The organism is Vibrio sp. OY15 (genome assembly GCF_000742455.1).
GTDB lineage: Bacteria > Pseudomonadota > Gammaproteobacteria > Enterobacterales > Vibrionaceae > Vibrio > Vibrio alginolyticus.
Genome location: NZ_JPIL01000013.1, coordinates 35,477 through 58,804 on the forward strand (window position 1 = coordinate 35,477; position 23,328 = coordinate 58,804).

At 45.4% G+C, this 23,328-nt stretch carries 22 protein-coding genes; 13 read left to right on the plus strand and 9 right to left on the minus strand.

Translation table 11 applies throughout. The features are described from left to right. Nucleotides 1-20: 20 nt before the first annotated feature. The 9 genes from IJ23_RS16850 to IJ23_RS16890 all read right to left on the minus strand — a co-directional run bounded on the left by IJ23_RS16850 (nt 21) and on the right by IJ23_RS16890 (nt 11,632). Nucleotides 21-833 (minus strand): hypothetical protein, encoded by an 813-nt coding sequence (locus IJ23_RS16850; protein ID WP_033906890.1) that lies wholly within the window; start codon nt 831-833, stop codon nt 21-23. A gap of 172 nt (nt 834-1,005) precedes the next feature. Beyond that, nucleotides 1,006-3,990, minus strand: coding sequence for a M6 family metalloprotease domain-containing protein (locus tag IJ23_RS16855; RefSeq protein WP_200877257.1), 2,985 nt, complete (start codon nt 3,988-3,990; stop codon nt 1,006-1,008). 360 nt (nt 3,991-4,350) lie between these two features. Further along, entirely contained in the window at nt 4,351-5,718 is a 1,368-nt protein-coding gene (locus tag IJ23_RS16860) for a TrkH family potassium uptake protein (protein WP_025766961.1), read from the minus strand. After that, complete coding sequence (locus tag IJ23_RS16865) at nt 5,715-6,377, minus strand: potassium channel family protein (protein ID WP_005388291.1); 663 nt, start codon at nt 6,375-6,377, stop codon at nt 5,715-5,717. The genes IJ23_RS16860 and IJ23_RS16865 overlap by 4 nt, the downstream gene beginning before the upstream one ends. 250 nt (nt 6,378-6,627) lie before the next feature. Next, nucleotides 6,628-7,836 (minus strand): DEAD/DEAH box helicase, encoded by a 1,209-nt coding sequence (locus tag IJ23_RS16870; protein ID WP_033906892.1) that lies wholly within the window; start codon nt 7,834-7,836, stop codon nt 6,628-6,630. Nucleotides 7,837-7,935: 99 nt separating this feature from the next. Beyond that, nucleotides 7,936-8,676, minus strand: coding sequence for a transglycosylase SLT domain-containing protein (locus IJ23_RS16875; RefSeq protein WP_081008346.1), 741 nt, complete (start codon nt 8,674-8,676; stop codon nt 7,936-7,938). 210 nt (nt 8,677-8,886) lie between these two features. Beyond that, the gene (locus IJ23_RS16880; protein ID WP_033906894.1) at nt 8,887-10,131 is read right to left on the minus strand and encodes an NAD(P)/FAD-dependent oxidoreductase; all 1,245 of its coding nucleotides are present in this window, start codon (nt 10,129-10,131) and stop codon (nt 8,887-8,889) included. A 7-nt stretch (nt 10,132-10,138) separates the two neighbouring features. After that, the gene (locus tag IJ23_RS16885) at nt 10,139-11,206 is read right to left on the minus strand and encodes a class I SAM-dependent methyltransferase (RefSeq protein WP_033906896.1); all 1,068 of its coding nucleotides are present in this window, start codon (nt 11,204-11,206) and stop codon (nt 10,139-10,141) included. Between the two features lie 27 nt (nt 11,207-11,233). Next, nucleotides 11,234-11,632, minus strand: a complete 399-nt coding sequence (locus IJ23_RS16890; RefSeq protein ID WP_005382272.1) for a hypothetical protein — start codon at nt 11,630-11,632, stop codon at nt 11,234-11,236. A gap of 76 nt (nt 11,633-11,708) precedes the next feature. Here IJ23_RS16890 and IJ23_RS16895 point away from each other — a divergent pair, with 76 nt between their 5' ends. The 13 genes from IJ23_RS16895 to IJ23_RS16955 are packed head-to-tail and all read left to right on the plus strand — an operon-like array spanning nt 11,709 to nt 23,316. Next, nucleotides 11,709-12,437 carry a beta-ketoacyl synthase chain length factor gene (locus IJ23_RS16895; RefSeq protein ID WP_033906897.1) on the plus strand — a complete coding sequence of 243 codons (729 nt, stop codon included), beginning with the start codon at nt 11,709-11,711 and terminating at the stop codon, nt 12,435-12,437. Further along, complete coding sequence (locus tag IJ23_RS16900) at nt 12,434-13,201, plus strand: lysophospholipid acyltransferase family protein (RefSeq protein ID WP_033906898.1); 768 nt, start codon at nt 12,434-12,436, stop codon at nt 13,199-13,201. The genes IJ23_RS16895 and IJ23_RS16900 overlap by 4 nt, the downstream gene beginning before the upstream one ends. Before the next feature lie 13 nt (nt 13,202-13,214). Beyond that, on the plus strand, nt 13,215-13,475 hold the full coding sequence (locus tag IJ23_RS16905) for a phosphopantetheine-binding protein (protein WP_005382278.1): 261 nt from the start codon (nt 13,215-13,217) through the stop codon (nt 13,473-13,475). A 15-nt stretch (nt 13,476-13,490) separates the two neighbouring features. Then, nucleotides 13,491-13,748, plus strand: a complete 258-nt coding sequence (locus IJ23_RS16910) for an acyl carrier protein (RefSeq protein WP_005382279.1) — start codon at nt 13,491-13,493, stop codon at nt 13,746-13,748. Further along, a complete protein-coding gene (locus IJ23_RS16915) occupies nt 13,748-14,308 on the plus strand; it encodes a hypothetical protein (RefSeq protein WP_005388307.1) in 561 nt (186 codons plus the stop codon). Before IJ23_RS16910 ends, IJ23_RS16915 begins: the two co-directional genes overlap by 1 nt. A 4-nt stretch (nt 14,309-14,312) precedes the next feature. After that, a complete protein-coding gene (locus IJ23_RS16920; RefSeq protein ID WP_033906899.1) occupies nt 14,313-15,713 on the plus strand; it encodes an AMP-binding protein in 1,401 nt (466 codons plus the stop codon). 10 nt (nt 15,714-15,723) lie between these two features. Next, complete coding sequence (locus IJ23_RS16925; protein ID WP_005388312.1) at nt 15,724-16,092, plus strand: ApeI family dehydratase; 369 nt, start codon at nt 15,724-15,726, stop codon at nt 16,090-16,092. After that, a complete protein-coding gene (locus IJ23_RS16930) occupies nt 16,085-17,791 on the plus strand; it encodes a glycosyltransferase family 2 protein (protein WP_031781190.1) in 1,707 nt (568 codons plus the stop codon). Before IJ23_RS16925 ends, IJ23_RS16930 begins: the two co-directional genes overlap by 8 nt. Further along, complete coding sequence (locus IJ23_RS16935; RefSeq protein ID WP_005396014.1) at nt 17,775-19,328, plus strand: HAL/PAL/TAL family ammonia-lyase; 1,554 nt, start codon at nt 17,775-17,777, stop codon at nt 19,326-19,328. Before IJ23_RS16930 ends, IJ23_RS16935 begins: the two co-directional genes overlap by 17 nt. Then, nucleotides 19,328-19,774, plus strand: coding sequence for an acyl-CoA thioesterase (locus IJ23_RS16940; RefSeq protein WP_005388315.1), 447 nt, complete (start codon nt 19,328-19,330; stop codon nt 19,772-19,774). The genes IJ23_RS16935 and IJ23_RS16940 overlap by 1 nt, the downstream gene beginning before the upstream one ends. Beyond that, nucleotides 19,774-20,394, plus strand: coding sequence for a LolA family protein (locus IJ23_RS16945; RefSeq protein WP_025766971.1), 621 nt, complete (start codon nt 19,774-19,776; stop codon nt 20,392-20,394). The genes IJ23_RS16940 and IJ23_RS16945 overlap by 1 nt, the downstream gene beginning before the upstream one ends. After that, the gene (locus tag IJ23_RS16950; protein ID WP_005388317.1) at nt 20,366-22,708 is read left to right on the plus strand and encodes an MMPL family transporter; all 2,343 of its coding nucleotides are present in this window, start codon (nt 20,366-20,368) and stop codon (nt 22,706-22,708) included. The genes IJ23_RS16945 and IJ23_RS16950 overlap by 29 nt, the downstream gene beginning before the upstream one ends. Further along, a complete protein-coding gene (locus IJ23_RS16955) occupies nt 22,705-23,316 on the plus strand; it encodes a DUF3261 domain-containing protein (RefSeq protein WP_005388318.1) in 612 nt (203 codons plus the stop codon). The genes IJ23_RS16950 and IJ23_RS16955 overlap by 4 nt, the downstream gene beginning before the upstream one ends. Nucleotides 23,317-23,328: the final 12 nt, after the last annotated feature.

Below are 23,328 nucleotides of genomic sequence, written 5' to 3' on the forward strand. Positions count from 1 at the left end.
ATGTAAAAACGATCAAAGGGTTAAGCGGAAAATTCTTCACCCGTTTTTGGTGGCTGTGATGGCGTATCAAAACGAGCGCGTTCGATATCCACTACCGTTTTATAGCTCAACGATAACAATGCCAGCTGGTACGCGCCAAAAATACCATAGGCCACACCGACGAGGCTCAACATAAAGAGATTCGTAAAGTGGCTAAAGATCAGCTGACTGAGCAAGCCCGCACCCAATGGAATTAGTCCCATCAAAATGAATACTTGTTTGTTGTATGGTCTGCTCTGGTTCCACGAACGACGCAAACTGCGCGGCTGATGATCCATTGCTGTCGCTGGCAACACAAATGACCATCGCGCCATTACCCAATAGCCAGGAATGCTTGCAATCGTTGTGATAATAGCCATAGCAACAAAGTCGGCTTCACCACTTTCTGCAATGTAGATAAACGACAACACAAAGATCGGGATACCAATAACGAGCATCATCATCAGTCCAAACAGTATCCACCAGCCTATGAAACGGAATTCTCGAGCTGACAAACGAAATACATCCAACGCAGAGTGCATGTAATCGCCGGCTAAATAAATTCGATGCACACGCACAGCCGCCATAGCGGCAACAAGTGGGTACAAAATAATTGTGACGAAATAAAATCCTGCGACATTGCCTTCTTGAACGTTCGCTTGATCTTGCCCCGTCATTTCAGGATACATAAAAGCAAAAATTGAGTGCACGATAATCAACGGAATACAAGCAATAACAATTGCGAGTAGATTCCTTCTGACCATCACTGCCGCTTCTCGGCATATTTCCGAAACAGAAAAGCCCTCGGTAGACATATAACATCCTTAGTTCATAAAAATCGGCCCCTAGGGTAACCGCAGAGTAGAAAAATCGCTTTAAAAATAATGAGAAACACATCTCATAAGACAATGAGAACGAAACCAAAATAGATCAGATAAAAAATAAGCCACTCAATGTGAGTGGCTTATACCGCAATTCAATACCGTTTTAGACGCGACGTCGCCAGCCTAATGTTGCAAGTAACATCAAAGCCCAATAAGAAACACTGCCGCTACCTTCAGAGTTCTTGAATGTCGTTGTCTTCAAAGAAGCAACAACCGTCACGATAACTTCCCCCGTAGCAGTGGCACCATGACCGTCTGAAACCGTATATTGCAGCTTGATGCCGTCAGTAGGGCTATCCGGTGCTTGAAAACGGATTTTGCCATTCTCTACACTCGCACTTCCCACACCCGTTACGTTCTGTACGCTTTCTACAACCAGTTTATCGCCGTTCACATCCGAATCATTGCTCGCTGCATCAATCAGAATACTTTCACCAACGGCAACGGTCGCCGTATCTGCAAGCGTAAGTGGCGCTGCGTTTTTCATGGTTAAATCGACGGTAGCACTGGACGTTTCATTACTAGGATCAGTCACGGTTAAACGGAATGTCAGAACCTCAACCGCTTTTGCACCTTGAGGCACCGTAAAGCTTGTGCTAACACTGGTTGCATTGCCAAGAGAAACTGAAGTGCCAGCCAACTGCTCCCATTTATAACTCAACACGTCACCATCAGCATCCGTACTATTTAACGCAGACAACGTGACTCGCTGCCCAACCGTCATGTCTTTATTATCAACATCAATCACGGCCACTGGCGCTTCGTTGCTGCCAAGCACTTCCACCTGCACATTCACGATTGAAGATGAGTACGCACCATCAACCGACAACAAACGATATTGGAAAGTGTCCAGACCAACGAAGTTAGCTTCAGGTTGGTACTGGTTACCAGAGATGGTGCCGTGCTCAGGCTTCTGCACAATGTCCACATTGAACTGATACCCTACCGCCATGAAATCATTGTCCATCAGGTTCAGTTTGATTGGCGTATTTTTATTGGTTTGTAACGAATCAGATTTCGCTTCAACCAAGTTGCTCGCATCCACATTTAATAATGCTGCAAACGGAATATAAGAGAACCCGGCTTTTTCTAGACCAAACGTGCCAATCTCACTGTAATCACCAGTCCACATTACAGGTAGGGAGGCTTTTTCAGTTTTTAGCAAGCGGCCGAAGTCAAAGTTTGCATCAAATTGACCGCCTTCCAATTCAACGACCAATAAGTGCTGACCCGCACTCAATTGGCTTGATTGGGGGAATAAAATTCGAGATGACTTTTGGAAGTTACCTTGCTGTAAAAGCTCAGCGTTGTTTTGATTCAATATTAATCGATAGCCAATGTTTCCAGAAAATGGGAATCGCCAAACTCGATAAGTCATGTCACTTTGAGCGCTATCTCTTTGCGCATAAAGTTGAAGGCCATCAAGCTCTGTATCACTATTCAAGTCCAGTGACACCGCCAGAGTGTTACTCCCACTCGCGTACACATAACCTTGATGAAGAGAGTTCAGCCATGCTGATTTATTTGGTTCGTTTGTATGCTCAAGAGAAAAGCTACCGCCGTTGGTGTTGCTGGCAATGTTGGAAATACGAACCCCAGTATCAAACCCTGTGATCGCTCTCAGACCCGGGGTCGATGTATCTGAAATGACATCGCCACCATTAGGGTACAAATCGTCAGCGTCACTCCTACCATCATTTTCTAACTCATTCAGACCATCAGCCTGCATGATTTGAACCTGCATCGCGCCAACATCATTAAAGCGGTTCTGGACATTGACCGACGTCGCCAGGATACCTTCAGCCGCCAATGCTCGGTCGTAACCGCTAAAGGTGCGATTTTCCAAGTAAACACGTGGACCAAACTCTTTCAAGTACGGGTCGAGATACACCAGCTTGACATCGTCGTTGTTCACAGAAATAGGCGCTGGACTTTCATGAGTTACCGTTGGTACAACAAAACCAGCAGCGTGTTTGCTCCATGCACTCATGTTCACCGGAGTGTCACCAGCGTATGAATCTCCCGGTTTCTGCGCCCATGAACCGCCACCCATCACGCCCCAAGAGCCAATCGAGGCATCACTGTTCCTTGCGTACAAATCCGGCAAGCCAAGCATTAAGTGGCCAAGCTCGTGTACGATCACGCCCAACGTCGCTTGATGATCAACTTGATAGTCAGCGAACACACAATAGTCTGTGATCTTTTTACCATCTAGTGTGACATCATCGTGAGAGAATTTGTGCGGCCAAATCGCAGGACGGTTGAGAACCCCTGTTGAACGATCTCCCCCCGCAAAAATAAACATGACAGAGAGTTCTGACGGTTCTACGGTACCATTTTGATTGCTGTCGTAGGCCGAAAGATTAAAGTATGGATCCAGTTTTTGATAAGCCTCGGTGAAAACCGCATTCAACTTGGCGGTGCATGTCTTATCAGTCGAACTAGAGTGACAGTTAGGGTGGCTTTGTGCCACAGTCACATCTATCACACCGTCATTGGCGGTGCCGTAACTCTCAAGTGCAGGAACAACTTTGAATTTACCTTGAGAGTTTTTATCAAAGTAATCCACAACGCTTTGACCATTGGTATTAAATACGCGTTGCTCAAAATCATGCACCATTGCTTGGTCATCAAACGAAACTTGCACAACCAATAGGGGCTGCTGCTTCACCGTTGAACTGCTCATCGCCTGGTAACCTTGCGCCGAACGCAGTAGGTTTTTTCGTGCCATCGGCTCAATGGTTTTTAGAGAAGATAATTGCGGTTTAACTTGTAAATCCGGGCGAAACTTCGCCGACTCAGGTGGCTCACTCGACTGCGTTTTCACCACACCTGTCGAGGTCAATATTGGCGTGTCTGACTCACGCTGAATCTGCGCGAAAAACCAAACGCCGTCTTCCTGAAGTAAGGCATTGCCCTGCTTATCTTCAAACCAGTGGAAATCTGCCGTTCCACGTAGAATTGCCTCACTGGAGCTACCATCGCTCAACGCAATAGTATGCCAAACCGGCGATGGCGGAGTAGTTGCCATGCTCTTCCCTGCAAGAAGCGCAGTTAGCATAGCCATGGCGAGTGTGTTGAATTTCAAAGTACGACTCCATCTTTTCGATTCGTTCATTCATACCAAGCACAACAAACACAAAGTAACCCTATGGACATAGAGTAAGACTGAGTGACTATTGACGAAAGCTGGTATCAATTCGCTCAGATAACACGACGTAGTTTGGTGTCACACTACAAAAGCGTCGGATTCCAAAACGCTGTTATGAGCGTAGCTTCTGAGAATATAAATTGAGTGAATGAATAGTATCGAAACGAAAGGAAGAAGAAATGAACTTCTACGAATTTATAGGTAAAACTGGGCAACATTCCACATATTCTATAAATGTACGAGCACTGCTATTAATCAATGCTCGTAATGGTCGCGCGGCCATTGTTTAACGCTATATTAACCTGTAAGAACGGCGTCTTCTGGGTATTTGACCAAGGTAGGTTCAGGACGTGCCAACATGTAGGCAAGCGTGAGCGGCCCAATACGACCAATGATCATCACCACGATCATAATGTATTTACCAGGTTCAGAAAGTTCCGCAGTCAAACCGGCGGTGAGCCCCACTGTGGCAAATGCGGAAATGGTTTCAAACATAACTTTATCAAAGCTGGCCTTCTCGGTAAGCATCAATAAAAACATTGCACTTGTCAGGATGGCTCCGCTCACAACGATAATTGCCAATGACTTAGTCACAGTTTGCCAATTTATGGTTCGCTTAAACATAACCACATGTTTCTTTTGGCGTAAAAAGGTCCACGTAGCCATAAACGCAACAGCAAATGTGGAAACTTTAATACCGCCCCCCGTTGAGGTGGAACCCGCTCCAATTAACATCAGAACAATCATGACCAGTAAGGCTGGCTGGGTAAACAACGCCAAGTCAACACTATTAAACCCTGCCGTTCGAGCACTCGCAGATTGAAAGAATGCCGCCAACCATTGCCCTGTTGCAGGTAAAGACGCCATTGTGTTTGGGTTGCTTCGCTCAAGTAACCAAAACATCATCGTTCCGACTAAGAGCAATATCGGTGTCGCAATCAGCATGATTTTGGTGTGAAGATGCAAAAAGTGGAAACCTTTGCGCCAGTTTAGCCAGATGTCACCCACAACAGTAAAGCCAAGCCCGCCAAAAATGAATAGCCCCGCCAGTGTAAAGATAACCAACGGATCATTCACAAAGCTCATCATACTGTCAGAAAACAGCGCGAACCCAGCGTTGTTAAATGCAGAAATTGCATGAAACAAGGCGTAAAACATACCAGTCTGCCAGCCCATTTCAGGGACCCAGCGGATAGAGAGAAAAATAAACCCGACCGTTTCTGCAACAAGCGCGAAAACAACAATCCGCTTTACTAGTCGGTTTAGATTGACTTGCCGATCTTGCCCTAATGCTTCTTTCGCCAGCGCTTGTTGACGCAAACTCAAACGCACGCCGAACATATAGAGTAAGACCGCCGACAAAGTCATCTGCCCCAATCCACCGATTTGCATTAAAAACATCAGCAAGATTTTACCCGCAAGCGTAAAGTGTTGCCCAGTATCGACAACACCAAGCCCTGTCACACTAATAGCGGACGTTGCGGTAAACAAAGCATCCGTTATCGACAGGCCCGTAACAGAAAAAACTGGCAAGGTTAGCAATACCGCAGAAGGCAGTAAAACACCGAGAAAACTGAGCAATATAATTCGCGGTTCATTGCCTTTCGCTTTCTCTTGTTTACCATCTGGTGCGTAAAAAACACCTTTCTGATGAAAATACGTCATAGCGATTTTAATTTATTTGCGAGCGCATCTTGAGGGCCGACCACAATAATTAGGTCACCAATTTCTAGTGTGGTATTAAGGTCAGGTGCCTTGGTAATTTCTGGGCCCCGTTTAAACCCTAGCACTTGCACGCCATCGACTTTGCACAGGGCCAAATCACTTAGTGTCTTACCCATCCAACGAGAGCCAATCACAAACTCCGTCATAGCTAAGCCACTGCCTAATGGGTGGAACTCAAGAACCCGTTTATCGAGCATTTTACGCGCGACACGTATCCCCATGTCACGCTCCGGCATGATAATGTGGTCTGCGCCAATTTTTTGCAGAACACGAGCTTGGAACCGGTCGTTGGCTTTAACCCATACTGACTTTACTCCCGCCTCTTTAGCAATCAATGTCGCAAGAATACTGGCATTGACATCCGCTCCGATGGCAATCATCACCATGTCGTAATCATCAAGTTTGAGCTCAGCAACCGTCTCTTCGTGAGTACAGTTAGCCACAACCGCCTGACTAACAAAACTGGCGGCTTCTTTAACTCTGTCTTCGTTTATGTCAACGGCTAAAACTTGAGCACCTGAATCTTGTAACTCTTTACACACTGCCAAACCAAATCGGCCAAGACCAATAACGGCGAATTGCTTATCACCTGTTTTCATTTGTGCCCCATCTTATGCATTCATTAGCAAGCAAAAAAGTTTGCGCCCATTCCTTACCTTGTGCAAACCTGCGGACAGATAATTGACAAAAGCTTAACGCACCTTGATTCACTTTACGTGTTAAGCGTATGACACTGATTAACTTTTTTCCTCATTACCGAATAGAAACCGTCGCGATGGCTACATAATTGGATGCCTAAAAACGCAAAAAGCCGCAAGAATGCGGCTTTTAGATCATGGGATAAACTGGCTATTTTGATTCGCGCTTATCGTGCGGTTTACGTTTATTCTTAGGCACGTAATTTAAAATTGAAATTGGTACTGGCTTTCTTGGCGCAAAACCTTCAATTTCCACTCGCTCTAGCAAGTGCCCTAAACGACTTTCAATCATGCAGAGGTTCTTAAAGTCGTCTTTTGAAACCAGTGATATCGCCTCACCTTTCGCGCCAGCACGACCTGTACGACCAATACGATGTACATACTCATCCGCTGGGTAAGGTAAATCGTAGTTGATGACAACTGGCAGATTATCAATATCAATACCGCGCGCAGCAACGCCGGTTGCGACTAAGTACTGGATTTCACCCGCTTTAAACTTTTCTATTAATTCCTGGCGAACACGCTGATTACGGCCACTGTGGAATGCTTCTGCCACAATGCCACGTTTCTCAAGTTGGCTTACCAGTTTGGCTGCGCCGTGTTTAGTTTCAATAAATACCAGTACTTGCGACCAGTCATTTTCTTTAAGCAAGTGACTTAACAGCGACGACTTCATGTCTTTATCGACGGTCGTGATCCACTGTTTAATATTTGATTTTGAGGCGCTGTGCTTTGCAATCGTGATCTCTTCAGGATCAATAATCGCATTTTTCGCCAAGTCACGAACAGGGTTAGATAACGTCGCTGAGAACAGCAAACTTTGCACATGTTCTGGCATACAGTCGACGATTTTGTCGATCGCATCGATGAATCCCATATCCAACATTTTGTCGGCTTCATCAAGCACTAGCGTTTCCACTTCATCAAAGTGAATCGCGCGTTGACCGTACAGATCAATCAAGCGCCCAGGCGTGCTTACCACAATATCGACACCCTCGATCAAGGCTTGTTTTTGTGGTGCATAATCCACACCACCAAACATCGCCATTGAGCGTAATGGTAAGTTTTTACCATAAGCTTCAATACTTTGATGAACCTGAAGCGCAAGTTCGCGTGTTGGCGTTAGGATAATCGCACGAGCGCGTTTTTTACGTTGCGTTTCGCCTCGACTAAGCTTTTCTAAGATTGGCAGAACAAAACTGGCCGTTTTACCTGTGCCCGTTTGCGCTGCTGCAATTAAATTGCGGCCACGCAATACGATTGGAATGGCTTTTTGTTGGATAGAAGTGGGTTTTTCATAACCTAGCGCTTTTACTGCATCAGCAATCGATGCGCTTAAACCAAGCTTAGAAAATGGCATAGAAAGGTCTCAACAGAGGAAATGGGCGCGTAGTGTATCAGAATCCCCGTGAAGTAACAGAAGGATTCATGCGCGAAAAACTAGGAACATGACACAATCTTAGCCCATGAAATTGGGCTGCAAACCTTTTTCTAATTTTTTCCTCACTTTGTAGGAAACATCATTAAGCGTGATTTTCCCCGTGTTGTGGCGATCGATACCTGCATTCTGTCGATAGGCAATTGAGCCTTGTCTGAACAAAACGAAAGACGGCGGTTTACCAATCGCAGCAGGGTAGAGAATGGCCATGTAAGCATCTTCTAAGCTATTAATTTTATTTCGATAGGGCCAATAGTACGCTTTCACATAGTCAAGTTGTTCAAGCGCGCTCATTCTCGCAAGAGTCTTTGTGTTCACTCCTAATGACTCTGCGGTAGAGGGCATAAATTGAATTAACCCTGTAGCCCCGCTTCCGGAACCATTTTTGATGCTTGGACTGAAAGTTTCAGCAGTTTCAAATGCCATGCACGCCATAAGATGATTAGGATTGATCTTTAGCTCTTTACTAATACGAATGACTTTAGATTTGAACTCTGGAGAAACTTTACCTCCCCACGCGACCGCGTTCTCGGGATCTGCAATCGAAGAGACCGTTGATGCGTCATGTTCTTCAACAATTTTAGAAAGTAGAGGAAGCGTTTGGCGTAGTCGATGGCTCGAACTCACCAAGCGAATTGATTTGGTAAGAAACTTGTCTTTTTTTTGATGTAGTTTTTGGAACTTTACTAACTTATACAGTTGCTTATAAACCGTTTTCACAACGAAGCCGGATGTAGGGAACACTCCCAGAATGTAATCCATTTCCTACAAATTTAATATAAATATCAGCAACAGGAATCCTGGATGTGATCAATGTCACCATAAAAATTCTCAAATTCGATACACACCGATGTAAGTGGTCAATGTGTCTCCAACACGCTAGAAGTAAAAGTAAAGAGGCATTAAAAAGGTCTTACCAATTTTTTGGTAAGACCTAAGTTTACTGATTCTCGGATAAGCGAATGTATATTCTTACAGTTCAGCTTCCCGAACCAGTTCTGCAAGCGTCGACAAACGCTGCTCACTTTGTTTAACGTAAGGATTATTCGTATCCCAAGCATATCCAGCCAAAATCGCACTAATCATCTGTTTAATACGTGGGTTCGGGTTTTGATAGAAAATCACATCTTGCAACGTGCCGTTGTACCAGCCTTCCACATAAGTGCGGAATGTGTTCACTCCCACCATTAAGCGTTGCGAGTACTCTTCTTGCCAATCAACCTTTTCACCATTCAGCTGACGAACCAAGCAGTCCGCTGCAAACTCTGCCGATTTCATGGCGATAGTGACACCCGATGAAAATACAGGATCAAGAAACTCACCTGCATTACCAAGCAACGCGTAGTGCTCTGTCGCTAAACGTTTGACGTTAGCAGAATAGCCACCCAACTCGCCTGCTGGATTCGGGTAATTCGCGTTTCGCAATAAAGCAGCCAAACCCGGCTCTTCATTGGCTAACTGCTGCAACGCTGCAATCTTATCTTCTGGGTATTTTTCGAAAAATTCTGGCTCACCCACCACACCAAACGAACAGGTACCATTAGAGAATGGGATTAGCCAGTACCATACGTCGTGATTTTCAGGATGAACTGAAATTAAAATTTTGTTGCGATCGTATTCCGGCTCTTGGGGAGAGATATGATCTTCGATATGGGTAAAGATCGCTTTTCTAGGCGGAAGACAAGAAGGTTCTTCTAGCTCCAACAAGCGTGGTAAAACACGCCCAAAGCCACTTGCATCCAGCACAAAATCTGCTTCGATTTGATAAGCCTTCTTATTTGAGTCGAGCACTTCTAATCGAGACTTTTTCCCTTCAAACACTAGGTTGAGCAGCTCATGCTGATAGCGAATCTCTACGCCTTGCTCTTCAGCGCTATCTGCCAATACTTTATCAAAGTTGGCACGTTGAACCTGAAACGTCGTGCCCGGTCCTGGCGTGTATTTGTTTGTAAAGTCGAACTGGGTGTATACGCCATTACGACGAAATGCAGCACCATCTTTATACTGGAAACCAAACTGCTTTACTGCATGAGTCATTCCTGCTTGTTCAACAACTTCCATACATGCAGGGAGTAGGCTTTCTCCTATGGAAAAACGTGGAAAAGTCTCTTTTTCTAAGACAACAACATCTATGCCACGCGATTTTAATAACGCAGAAACGGTTGAACCTGATGGCCCCGCTCCTACGACAACAACTTGCTTGAGCTCTGTTTTCATTCTGAATTTAGTTTGCTTGTAGTTTTAATAAGGTATGACCAAGGCCAATATTGTCGGTTCTTTCAACGACAGATAAACCTGCCGCTTCGACAATTTCTAAGAAATCATCACTGCGATAAAAGCGACTATTACCGTTAGCTAAACAGGTAAAATAAAGAGAAGTGGCATTAAGGCTATAGGAAGCTCCCGCGTATTTTTGAGCATCCCAAAACAGCTCCAATACGTAAATAGTATCTCCCTTCGTTAACTGGGCTTTAACTTTTTTAAGGATATTGAGGATCTCAATTGGGGAAAAGCAATCCAAGAACTGGCTCATCCACCAAACGTCAGCATGCTCCGGCAATGTTTGTGCTTTATCAAGCATGTTTGCAGGGTATGGACGTACACGCTCGACGAACTGATTTTTTGAAACATTCTTCATCGCTACTTCTAATTGCTGCGGTAAATCAACAATCGTCACTTGAACGTCAGGGTCATGTTTACAACACTGAATCGCCCATTTTCCCGTATTTCCGCCAATATCCACAAGATGCTTTGGCTTGCTTGCAAATACCTCTTTAAGCAGAAGTGGGAACGAGCGATCCGAATAGAAATGATCGAACTTAAACCAGCTCTGTTTGGCTTGTTCTGGTAACGTCGATAGACCTTGATAGATGGTCTCCCAATTGCCCAACTCTTTCAAACCAGACGGTTTACCTTCTTGAATTGCTTCCGTCAAATGCATCATCGCGGCGTAACAAACATCTGCCGTAAAATCCATGTTTGCATTCGTCATACCATCATGAAGAAGGTAAAAACCAAGGTTTGCAAGCGAATAGTTAGGTCGTTCCCATAAAACAATATGCGCACTAATCGCCATATCCAACAGTACTTTAACACCATATTCTGATACTCCCGTTTTCTCGGCAATATCTGTGGCACTCATGCCTTGAGCGCCAGCGCTGTCTAAAGCGGCTAAAATACCTAAATCTCGAAGCGTTTTGGCGGTCTGGAACACGATTGGTGCAAAAGATAACTTCTGAGCTTCTGTCTTCGCTTCAAAAGCATTAAAAGGGTCATTATTTTGATTTAACACGGAAAAACCTAACTGCAATTAATAGTTTTATTGTTGAGATTGATTGCCCAACAATGCAATAGCTCGCTGAATATCAACATTCAAGTTGTTTACCCAACGATTGTAATTGCGGTGGATTTTGCCATCACTTGCTTTGAGATTTACTGAGTTGAGATAAATAATTGAGTAATATTTATTATTGTATGGGATTTTTACTTCTGCAGAGTGTTTACGAACGTGGATTTTTGCAATAAGAACACCAGGGCTTACTTCTTCGATCGTCCAGCCTCGGTTAGTTGCTGATTGCACTATGGCCATTTTTACTTGTTTATTTTGAAGATCATAAGCAACTGGAGTATCCTCCACATTCATTACAGGTTGTACTCGTCCACAACCAACAAGAAGCAAAGTTAATAATAACGAGACATACAGCTTAAAACGCGACATGATAATTTCCTTTTTATTGTGAATTTGGGTCAACCCCAATTTGTATCGAGCTGTAAAATAAACAATTTAACCCAATATGCCAAACTCGAAGATCAACATTTCGTTCAATATTGATGCGTGGACAGCGAATTCATTCGGTTTATCCGAATCCAATGAATGGAAACAATGGGCAACAGAGATAAAATGGCCAGAAGATGGCAAAATCAATGTTGCAAATATTCCTGCGATGATGCGCAGAAGAATGAGCCCACTCAGTAAACTGGCGGTACAAACTGCAATCGAAATACTTAATCAACATCAAGTTGATTACCTTGTATTTTCAAGCCGTCATGGTGAACTGCATCGCAGCGTCGCACTAGTTGAAGATATAATTAATGGAGAAGAGGCGTCTCCGATGGCTTTTTCTCAATCGGTGCACAATACCGCCGCAGGGCTTGCCACTATCGCAACTAAACAACCCATTCCCCTAACTTCTATCGCTGCGGCAGAAAACACATTCCAAAGCGCAATATTAGAAGCATGGCTGTTTTTGTCCGACAATCCTGACAAAAAAGTACTGCTTGTTGATTTTGATGAGCCTATGCCTGACTCTTACTTAGAATATGAAAACCAACAATACAAAGGGTTTGGACTTGGCTTGATACTTTCTCATGGAGACAAGTTCGCGATACAAAGCTCCATAAACGCAGAACGTTCCGGTCATCCTCTTCCTCAAGGTTTAGTATTTTTGCAACAATACTTGTTAGATAAAAGCCAGTGGACTATTTTCGCTCCGCAACAAGCTTGGGAATGGCACAAAAAATGACTCGCTTAAATCAGTATTGGCGTGTGCTAGCAACAGGCTTTTGTTTTTCAGTATTTGGGTTAGGTGGTTTAGTACTGAGTTTCATTGTTATTCCGACCATTCGTATTTTTGTTTCAGACCAAACGGAACGCGAATATAAAGTTCAGGGTGCGATTCGATATTCATTCAACACATTTTGTAAATTGATGAAGCTAAGTGGCGCAATCGATTATCAAATTATTGGTGCCGATATTCTTCAACAAGATCGTAATTGTTTAATTGTTGCCAACCACCCTAGTTTAATCGATTACGTTCTCATTGCTTCACAATTAAATCGCTGCGACTGTTTAGTAAAATCGGCAATATGGTCGAATCCTTTTATGAAGCACATCGTAAAAACAGCCGGATATATTCCCAATGAAGCACCGGATGATTTATTAGCACTTTGTGATGAACGATTTAACAAAGGCAACGTGTTGCTTATATTTCCTGAAGGAACAAGAACAACACCAGGTGTAGAGCCGAAATTACAACGCGGTGCAGCACAAATTGCGGTAAGAACAGAACGAGATTTAAGAGTTGTCCATATTACGGTAACGCCAAGTTTCCTCACAAAAGAGAAAAAATGGTATCAAGTACCGGCAACAAAGCCCTTTTTCAGGGTTGAAGTTAAGGATAAAGTTGAGATTACCCCCTTTATAAAGCAAACTACGTCGCCGACAATAGCGGCGCGACGCTTACAACAGCACCTAGCTGAAAACATTTTTCCAGAAAACTTTTATTAATAAGCAGGTCCCAGTGGAACAGTTACACAACGACATTAAGCAACTTATTATTGATGCTTTAAACCTTGAAGATTTAACCGTAGATGATATTGAAACGGATGCACCACTTTTTGGTGATGGGCTTGGCTTAGATTCTATCGACGCGCTTGAGCTTGGACTCGCAATAAAAAAACAATACAACATCGTTATTGATGCCGACGACTCAAATACGCGCGAACACTTTGCGTCTGTAGCAAATCTAGCGAAATACGTTTCTTCTCAAACTAATGAATAAGTTGTAGGTATATTCATGACTGATGTAAATAAAGATCAAGTATTTGAACAAGTTAAAGATGCGCTTGTTGAGCTGTTCGAAATTGACGCAGCCGACATTCAATCAGATGCGCACTTATACCAAGATCTCGATCTTGATAGCATTGACGCCGTTGATTTGGTCGTACACCTACAGAATGTCACTGGCAAAAAAATCAAGCCAGCAGAGTTTAGTGCAGTAAGAACCGTTGACGATGTGGTTAACGCTGTTACTGAGTTATTGAAGGAAAGTTAATGCGCCAATTGCTGACTGGTCTGTCTGCAATTGTACTGCTTGCCTACCCCTTCGCCGTCTATTTCGGTATAGATAAATATGGCTTGAACTTAGTTGGGGGCTTGTTAATTGCTGCGTTACTTTTGCGTGTTTTCGTCGTAAATAAGACCCCACTAAAAGAGTTTAAATTCTTGGCGCTCGCTACGGGCGCTGTTGGCATTGTTCTAATTACACTTGGCATGGTGTTTAAACAACACGGGTGGCTTCAGTTTTACCCTGTCGTTGTCAATTTATGTATGCTGTGTGTATTTGGACTGAGCTTAAAACAGCCGCAATCGATCATAGAGAGGCTTGCTCGCTTGCAAGAACCCGACCTTCCGGCTAGTGGCGTGGCTTACACTCGCAAAGTGACGATGGTTTGGTGCGCCTTTTTTACGCTCAACGCTGCCGTTGCACTCTATACCTGTTTCCTACCAGTAAAAATATGGACGCTTTATAACGGCCTCATCAGCTACTTACTTGCTGGTGGCTTGTTCGCTGGAGAATGGATCGTGCGTCAATTTGTTCGAAAGGAACACTAATCGTATGAATACAACGTATTCGAGCTTTACCTCCCTAGCGACCTTGTTCATCGCGGAGAGGTCTGAGCAATCCCCAGTCTCTTACGATCGCGATACGGTTATCACGTGGGGTGATTTCCAACAGCACGTCGCAACACTTACTCAACAGCTAGAAACCCAACCAACGCAAAACATTGCGTTGTGTTTTGGCAACAGCTACCTGTTTGCCGTTGGCTTTTTTGCTTGTTGTTATGCAGGAAAATCCATTGTATTACCTGGTAATTACCAACCAGAAGCACTCAAAGAGCTCAGTGAGCACTACGATTTGTTGCTGCATGATGCCGATGTCTCGGCTCCAAAACTCGTGAGCTCGCTTTTGATCGAAGCTCAATCATTGCTAGAAACCACCGTGATTAGCGAGCCAGAGGCCAAACAACCTTATTTTTGGCGTGAATTAAACCTGGCAGAAATACCAGTAACGCTATTTACTTCGGGTTCAAGCGGCACACCAAAAGCCATTGCAAAAACGCTGAAACAGCTCGATATCGAAGTTGCTATTCTAGATAACCTGTGGGGCGACACGGTTGCCAGCACACGCGTTGAAAGCACCGTCTCTCATCAGCACATTTACGGCTTGCTGTTTCGTGTATTGTGGCCTTTGTGTTCTGCACGTCCATTTTCAGCACACAACCTTGAGTTCCCAGAGCAAATTGTCCATCACGCCGATGTTGACACCACGCTAGTAAGCAGCCCTGCGTTACTAAAACGACTCGGTGAAGAGCATAATCCGGTTGCGATTCGGTGCGTATTTTCTTCTGGTGGCCCCCTGCCAAACCAAGCCGCGCAACACAGCCAGCTGTTGTTTGGGTCACTTCCTATTGAAGTTTTTGGCAGCACAGAAACCGGCGGCATCGCTTACCGTCAGCAGCACGTAGCCAGCACTCCCTGGACGTTATTCCCTGGTGTTGAAGCCGAGCTTAACCATGAGAATTGTTTAAAGCTCCGCTCGCCACACATTGATGAAAACACTTGGTACCAAACTGCGGATGAATGCTATTTCCATGATAGTATTTCTTTTGAATTGCGTGGACGCACTGACCGAATCGTCAAAGTCGAAGAAAAGCGTATTTCCCTTGTCGAAGTGGAAAAACGTTTAGAGCAATTGCCGTGGGTTCAAGAAAGCGTGGTGATCCCAATGGAAGAATCTGGTCGCCTCACGTTAGTCTCGATCATCGTACTTAACGATAAAGGCAGCGATGTGCTTAATGAACTTGGTAAAGGCAAATTTTGGCTTGAGCTTCGCAAGGCACTGCGCAATTGGCTAGAACCGATCGCTATCCCGAGAAAATTCCGAGTGGTCGCCGAAATTCCATTGAACAGCCAAGGCAAACGCCAAGTTGCTGAAATTGAAAAACTATTCCAATAAAGCTAGTAACATGGATAAAAGAAAACCAACCATTCAGAATATTGAAGTGAGTGACCACACCGCAGAGCTTTCGCTGCGTGTGGATGCTGACATCTTAGATTTCCAAGGTCATTTCAGTGACTTTCCTCTTTTACCCGGCGTCACTCAAATTGACTGGGCGTTGTTCTACGCCGTTCAATATTTGAACACTCCCAAGGTATTTAAAGGAATGGAAGTCATCAAGTTTCAAGAGCCGATTCTGCCAAACGCCGACGTTTGTCTCTCACTCTCTTGGGACAATGAGCGCGAGAAATTGGCCTTTAAGTACACATCGAAAAACGGTGAAACCTTGGTGACTCACTCTTCAGGCAAAATGAAACTGGGTGAGTCACGTGAGTGATTACCGTCCCTGCTTTTTAATTCCTTGCTACAACCACGGCAGCACAATTGCAGACGTGGTTGCGTCGTTATCCTCTTTCGATTTGCCAGTGCTTGTCGTGGACGACGGCAGCAATGAAGACACCAAACAAGCACTTTCAGCGTTGAGTGAGCAAGGGCTGATAAAACTGATTAGTTTGAGTGAAAACCAAGGCAAAGGTGGCGCGGTGATGGCAGGCCTACATCAAGCTCACCAACTTGGTTTTACGCACACCATTCAAATCGACGCAGATGGTCAGCACGACCTAGAAGCATTGCCGAAATTGCTCAGCGCCAGCGAAACAAAACCAGATAACCTGATTTCGGGCCAACCGATATACGACGAGAGCGTACCCAAATCCCGTTTGTATGGTCGCTACGCTACACACGTTTGGGTGTGGATAGAAACCTTGTCACTGTCTATCAAAGACAGCATGTGCGGTTTTCGCGCCTACCCAGTGGCGAAAACGGTCGCCGTGTTGAACAAGTACAGCATCGGCAAACGCATGGATTTTGATATCGAAATTCTAGTGCGAATGTATTGGGAAGGCGTCGACATTGATTTTGTTCCAACGCGCGTGATCTACCCTGAAGGTGGCATTTCCCACTTCGACGCATTGTGGGACAACATCAAGATAAGCTGGATGCACACTCGCCTATTTTTTGGCATGTTGCCGCGCATTCCTTCGCTACTCGCCAGAAAGCGCAGTCACACAGACGACAGCAATGCCCACTGGTCGAAACGAAAAGAACAAGGCACGATTTTAGGCATCAAAACCTTGCTCGCGGTTTACCGCTTGTTCGGCAGAAAAGCGTTTGACCTGATTTTAAAATTAGTCATGCGCTACTACCACTTCACGGGTAAATCTGCCCGTGAAGCGTCTGAGATTTACCTGCAAAACTTGCAGCGCTACGCAGCGCAGCAGAACATCGCACTGCCAAAACAGTTGGACAGCTATCATCATCTGCTTTCTTTTGGGCGTACCATGCTCGACAAACTGGCAGCATGGCAAGGTGACTTTAATGTCGACAACCTAACCATTCACGGCCAACATCATTTCGAAGAGATGGCGCAGAAAAAACAAGGCGTGCTCATATTAGGCTCGCACCTTGGCAATATCGAACTCTGCCGCGCGCTTGGTCGTCGACACTCTCATGTCAAAATCAATGCCTTGGTATTTACCCAACACGCTGAACAATTTAATGCGGTAATGAAGGCGGTAAACCCAAATTCGGAACTGAATCTAATTCAAGTCAGCTCAATGGGACCAGACACCGCGATTCTGCTTCAACAAAAAATCGAGCAAGGCGAATGGGTGGTGATCGTTGGCGATCGCACTTCCACCAGCAAAGAAAATCGTGTCGTTTGGGCAGATTTTCTTGGTAAACGTGCACCATTCCCGCAAGGCCCATTCATGCTAGCCTCGGTATTAAAAGCGCCGGTTTACCTACTCTTCGGCCTACGCGACGATGAAGCGAACACTCCGCATTTTAATGTGTACTTTGAACACTTTAGTGACCAAATCACGCTACCGCGCAAGGAACGTCAGCAGGCACTAGAACACGTTGTTCAACAGTACGCACACAGATTAGAACACCACACACTGCAAGCGCCGTTACAGTGGTACAACTTTTTTAACTTCTGGACTTTAAGTAATCAGCCACATGACAAACAACAATAATCACAACATCACTTTTGGTGCCCAATCTTTAACCATCGAAGATGTCGTTGCCATTGCTCAAGGTGCAAAGGCAAACATGAACACCTCGCCAGAATTTACCGCGAAAATTGATCGTGGCGTGGCGTTTCTGGAACGATTACTGAAAGAAGAAGGCGTTATTTACGGCGTGACTACGGGTTACGGCGATTCATGTACTGTGGCGATTCCACCCGCTCTTGTGGATGAACTTCCGTTGCACCTTACACGCTTCCATGGTTGTGGCTTAGGTCAAATCCTTTCTCATGAGCAAGCTCGTGCGGTGCTGGCAACACGTTTATGTTCATTGTCGCAAGGCGTATCTGGCGTGTCTCACGATCTGTTGAACCAAATCGTTACGCTTATCAACCACGACATTGCGCCGCGTATTCCACAAGAGGGCTCGGTGGGCGCAAGTGGCGATTTAACGCCTCTGTCTTACCTAGCGGCGACCTTAATTGGCGAGCGTGAAGTGCTTTACAAAGGCGATGTGCGACCAACACAAGAAGTATTTGCAGAGCTGGACATTGAGCCAATTCGCCTAAAACCAAAAGAAGGTTTGGCGTTAATGAACGGTACATCCGTGATGACTGCCCTCGCCTGTCTTGCCTACAAACGCGCAGAATACCTAGCTCAGCTATGCACCAAGATTACCGCGATGGTCTCTGTGGGTATGCAAGGTAATGACTTCCACTTTGATGAAGCGCTGTTTGCGGTAAAACCTCACCCTGGTCAACAGCAAGTTGCGGCTTGGCTGCGTGATGATCTTAATGCTGAACGTCCGCCACGCAATAGCGACCGACTGCAAGATCGTTACTCGCTGCGTTGTGCGCCACACGTGATTGGCATGGTGCAAGACTCACTGCCTTGGCTACGTCAATTGATTGAGAATGAACTAAATAGTGCCAACGACAATCCAATCATCGATGGCGACAACGAGCGCGTTCTGCACGGCGGTCACTTCTACGGTGGTCATATCGCAATGGCGATGGATACGTTGAAAGTGAACATTGCCAACTTAGCTGATTTGCTGGACCGTCAGATGGCGCAACTGATGGATTACAAGTTCAATAACGGCCTGCCGTTTAACTTAACCGGTGCAGAAGGCGAGCGTAAACCGATCAACCACGGCTTTAAAGCGGTTCAGATTGGTATCTCAGCTTGGACGGCAGAAGCGTTGAAAAACACCATGCCAGCAAGCGTTTTTTCTCGCTCAACCGAATGTCACAACCAAGACAAAGTGAGCATGGGCACCATTGCGGCTCGTGACTGCCTACGCGTACTTGAGTTAACAGAGCAAGTTGCTGCGGCTTCACTCCTAGCAAGCGTTCAAGCGGTTGAGATTCGTCGTCGTCATAACGAATTGGACGAACACCACATGAGTCAGAGTTTGCGAGTAATTCGTGACGCCGTGCTGAGCGAGTTTGAGTTTGTGATTGAAGATCGCCCATTGGAACAAGATTTGCGTCATTTCATTGAACGCATTCAGCAACGTCATTGGCCACTCTACGCGGAGGTATAATGCAAGAGCAGGTTCTCTACCCATTAGAAGCGGAGGTGACTATGGTCACCTCATTCCAAGATGCTGACCCGATGGGCGTGATATATCACGGCAACTTCTTTCGGTATTTTGAAGAAGCGCGTCGTGTGCTGATGGAGAAGATCCAATACAGCTATCGCGATATGCAAGACTCTGGGTATATGTGGCCGATCATCGACACGCGCGTTAAATACGTCAAGGCGATTCCGTTTAATCACACCATTCGCATTACCGCGCAACTCACGGAGTGGGAAAACCGCTTGCGTGTGGATTACGTGATTTACGACGCCGAAACGAATCAACGTATGTGCAAAGCGCATACAACGCAAGTCGCCGTATCCATTGAAAAGCAAGAGATGTGCTTTGTTTCTCCAGCAGTCTTTTTAGATAAAGTAGAGCAATGGCACAACCATGGGAGCCTGAACTAATGCAAAAGTGGTTACTCTCTTTTTTGTTGATATTTTCTGTTCCAGCACTGGCCACACCGACAGCAAACGTAACGGATTTGGCATCGCTTCAACAGCAGTTGTCTCAGCATGAAATCGTACGCGGAGATTTTACGCAGCAGCGTCATCTGGAAATGTTTAGTCAACCTTTAACCTCTAAAGGTCAGTTCACACTGAGCAAAACACATGGCTTGTTGTGGCAACAAACTGAACCTTTCGCAGTCAATTTGGTATTGACGGAAAACAAACTTCGTCAGACTTTTGCCGACCAAGCTCCGAAAACGATTTCTGCTGAAGAAAACCCAATGGCGTTCTACTTTAGCCATGTGTTTTTATCCGTGTTCCACGGGGATACTTCTGCACTGCAAGAACAATTCACACTCGATTTTTCAGTTGAGAACAATCAATGGCAGCTCGTTTTAGTGCCAAAACAGTCGCCATTAAATGCGGTGTTTCAATCCATCACTCTTTCCGGTAAAACGCACATTGATCGCCTAACCCTACAAGAGCTGCGTGGCGATAAGACCGAAATCACGTATACGAACCAGACCTCTCTACCTCAGGAACTCACGGATGCCGAAGACGCTCAATTCCGTTTCTAAACTCAGTCTTGGCACTCACACCTTTGCTCTGGTTTGGCTCAATCTCGTTGTTTTAGCGGGCGCGTTGCTACTCAAACAATGGGTTTGGAGTGCAGAATCTCCGATTGAGACCAACATTTTAAAACTGCTGCCGAAGAACCAACAAAACCCGGTGGCTGAGCAAGCCTTTGAGTCGGTCTCGGCAAGTATGAGCGACAAAGTCATTTTCGTGATCACAGCGCCGGACAAAAATGCCCTTTTTGCAGCGGCCACTGAATTTGATAAGGGGTTACGACAAAGTAATCATTTTCGCGATGTGGTGGGAAAAATCTCACCTCAAGAGCAGCAAGCTTGGGCGAGTTACTACTTTAAGCACCGTTTCCAATTGCTGACGCCTGAACAACGAGAGCGTTTAAGCAAAAATCCAGAACAGCAAGTGCAGCATGTGATTCAGTCTCTGTACAACCCGTTTTCTGGAGTGACTGGGCAAGAGTTACAAAATGATCCTTTCTTGCTATTTCGTGATTATTTAAGCCAAGTTACCCAGCAATCGTCCTCTTTCCGATTGGATAACGGCTATCTGTCCGTCGAAAAAGACGGTGCTCAATACTTGCTTATTACTGCTGAGCTAAAAGACTCGCCTTATAGCCTAACTGGGCAGCTTGCCGTCCCTGACATTCAAGCGCTAGAGCAAAGCGTCGCGCAGAAATATGGCGCTGAAGTCGCACATACTGGCGTTCTATTTTACGCCGACTTTGGTACGCAAAGTGCAAAATCGGAGATCAGTACCATCGGTGTGTTCTCTCTGCTCGGTATCATTGCATTGTTCGTATTGGTCTTTCGTAGTGTGGTGCCACTGTCTCTCGCACTGCTTTCAATCACCATTGGCTTGCTCGTTGCGTTGTCCGTTACGACGTGGATTTTTGGAAAAGTCCATCTGTTCAGCTTAGTGTTTGGCGCAAGTTTGATCGGCGTGTCTATCGACTACGCATTCCACTACCTAACCGAACGCCTTGCGGCGGGAAATGAATGGGATAGCGAGCAAGGGTTAAAGCATATTTTCATAGCGATCACACTTGGCTTAATCACCAGTTTGATCGGCTATTTGGGCATGTTAGTGGCGCCGTTTCCTGGTTTGCAGCAGCTTGCGCTGTTTTCATCCATTGGTCTGATTGCCGCTTACATCACAGTGGTAGCTTGGTATCCGATACTGGCTCGTAACCCATCGCGCACCATTTCGAATTTACCGGGACAATCACTGTTGGCGAAATGGTTAACACTTTGGAATCAACCTCGAATTAAAGTCGGATTACCGATGTTATGTGTGGTTGCGAGTGGTTTTTTCTTGCTGCAATTGAACTACGATGACGACATTCGTCTGCTGCAAACGATGCCGAAAGATCTCAAGCAGCAAGAAACCTTGATTACGACGCTCAGTGGCATGCAATCTTCGCAGCAAATGTTGGTCGTTACCGCCGACGATGACGAAAGCCTAATGAAAAAGCTGGAGTCTTTGATACCAACTTTAGAAGCGTGGAAAGCGGACAGCACCATCGAAAGCTACCAGAGCCTGAGCCGCTACTTGAGCTCAGTGGAACGTCAGCAACAAGACTATCAATTGATTCGCGATCTTTACGCGACACAATCCAGCCCACTTACTTCCGGGCTGGGCTTAAGTAAAAAGCCCAAAATGGACGCCGACTTTATCCCTGTTACGGTTGAACAGTACTTGCAAAACCCGGTATCAGCGCCTGTACGTTTTCTTCATTTGGGTAAGATCAAAGGAAAATCGGCAACGGTAGTGGTGTTAAACCAATTGCAAGACTCCGCTGTTGTTAAGGCATTTGCCAAATCACAGTCTGATGTTGTCTACCTAAACAAAGCTGAAGAAATATCCGCCCTATTTGGTGGATACCGAATCAAAATCATGGAGCTATTGGCAGCCGCCAGTGCTGTGATCTTTCTGGTATTAATCAAGCGGTACGGTCTGCAACACAGTTGGCGAGTTTTACTGCCATCATTGATTGCTTGCGCCTGCGGTCTGGCAACTGCTGTCGCGATGGGAACAACATTAAACCTGTTCAACTTGCTTGGCTTGGTGCTCATTCTTGGTATAGGGATCGATTACACTCTGTTCTTTGCCGAGAAAGCCCGCAGTGTGAGCACACTATTGGCGATCACCCTTTCGGCAATGACCACTGTGTTGTCATTTGGATTGCTGTCACTCAGCCAAACTCACGCGATTCACAGTTTTGGCATTACGGTGTTAAGTGGTATTTTTGTCGCTTGGCTGCTCTCTCCGATTGCAATTAAAACAGAGGAAACGACGTCATGATTTTCAATCGCGCCTTTCGCTGCGCGACGTTATTCGCACTGAGCCTGTTTTTAAGTGCATGCAGCTTGGTCCCTCACCAATCGACGCCTCAGGTCGACATTGCCGAGCACACCCAAGTTAGCTTGCCCACTCCCGCAAGCTTGGGCTATCAGTTGTCTGCCAGTCAGTTAATTACGGCTTCTTGGGCAATAGATGGTAAAACCACATCTGAGCAACTTCCGGTACAACTGCAAGTGACCAACAACGAAGTGGTGCTGGCAGGCTTCTCATCCTGGGGGACAAGAGTACTCTCACTGTCTTACGATGGAGAACAAATTCAAACCGAAGTGCTCAACGGTTTACAAGGTTCGCTACCGCAGCCAGAACAGGTATTATTTAACCTGATGATCACGCTCTGGCCGAGTTCCGCTTGGGAAGGATCGTTAAATGAGGTAAGGTGGCGAATTATTGATAAAAATAATTCTCGCGCCATCTTTGATAGCGACGGTGAAAAGATCATTGAGATTCAATACAGCTCTTCTAACAAGTTAGAGGGTAAGATTGATTTTCATCACCTCAAACATCAGTTTTCAATTTCTATTCAAACACTGCAACATCAGATTAATTAAGAAAAATTTAGA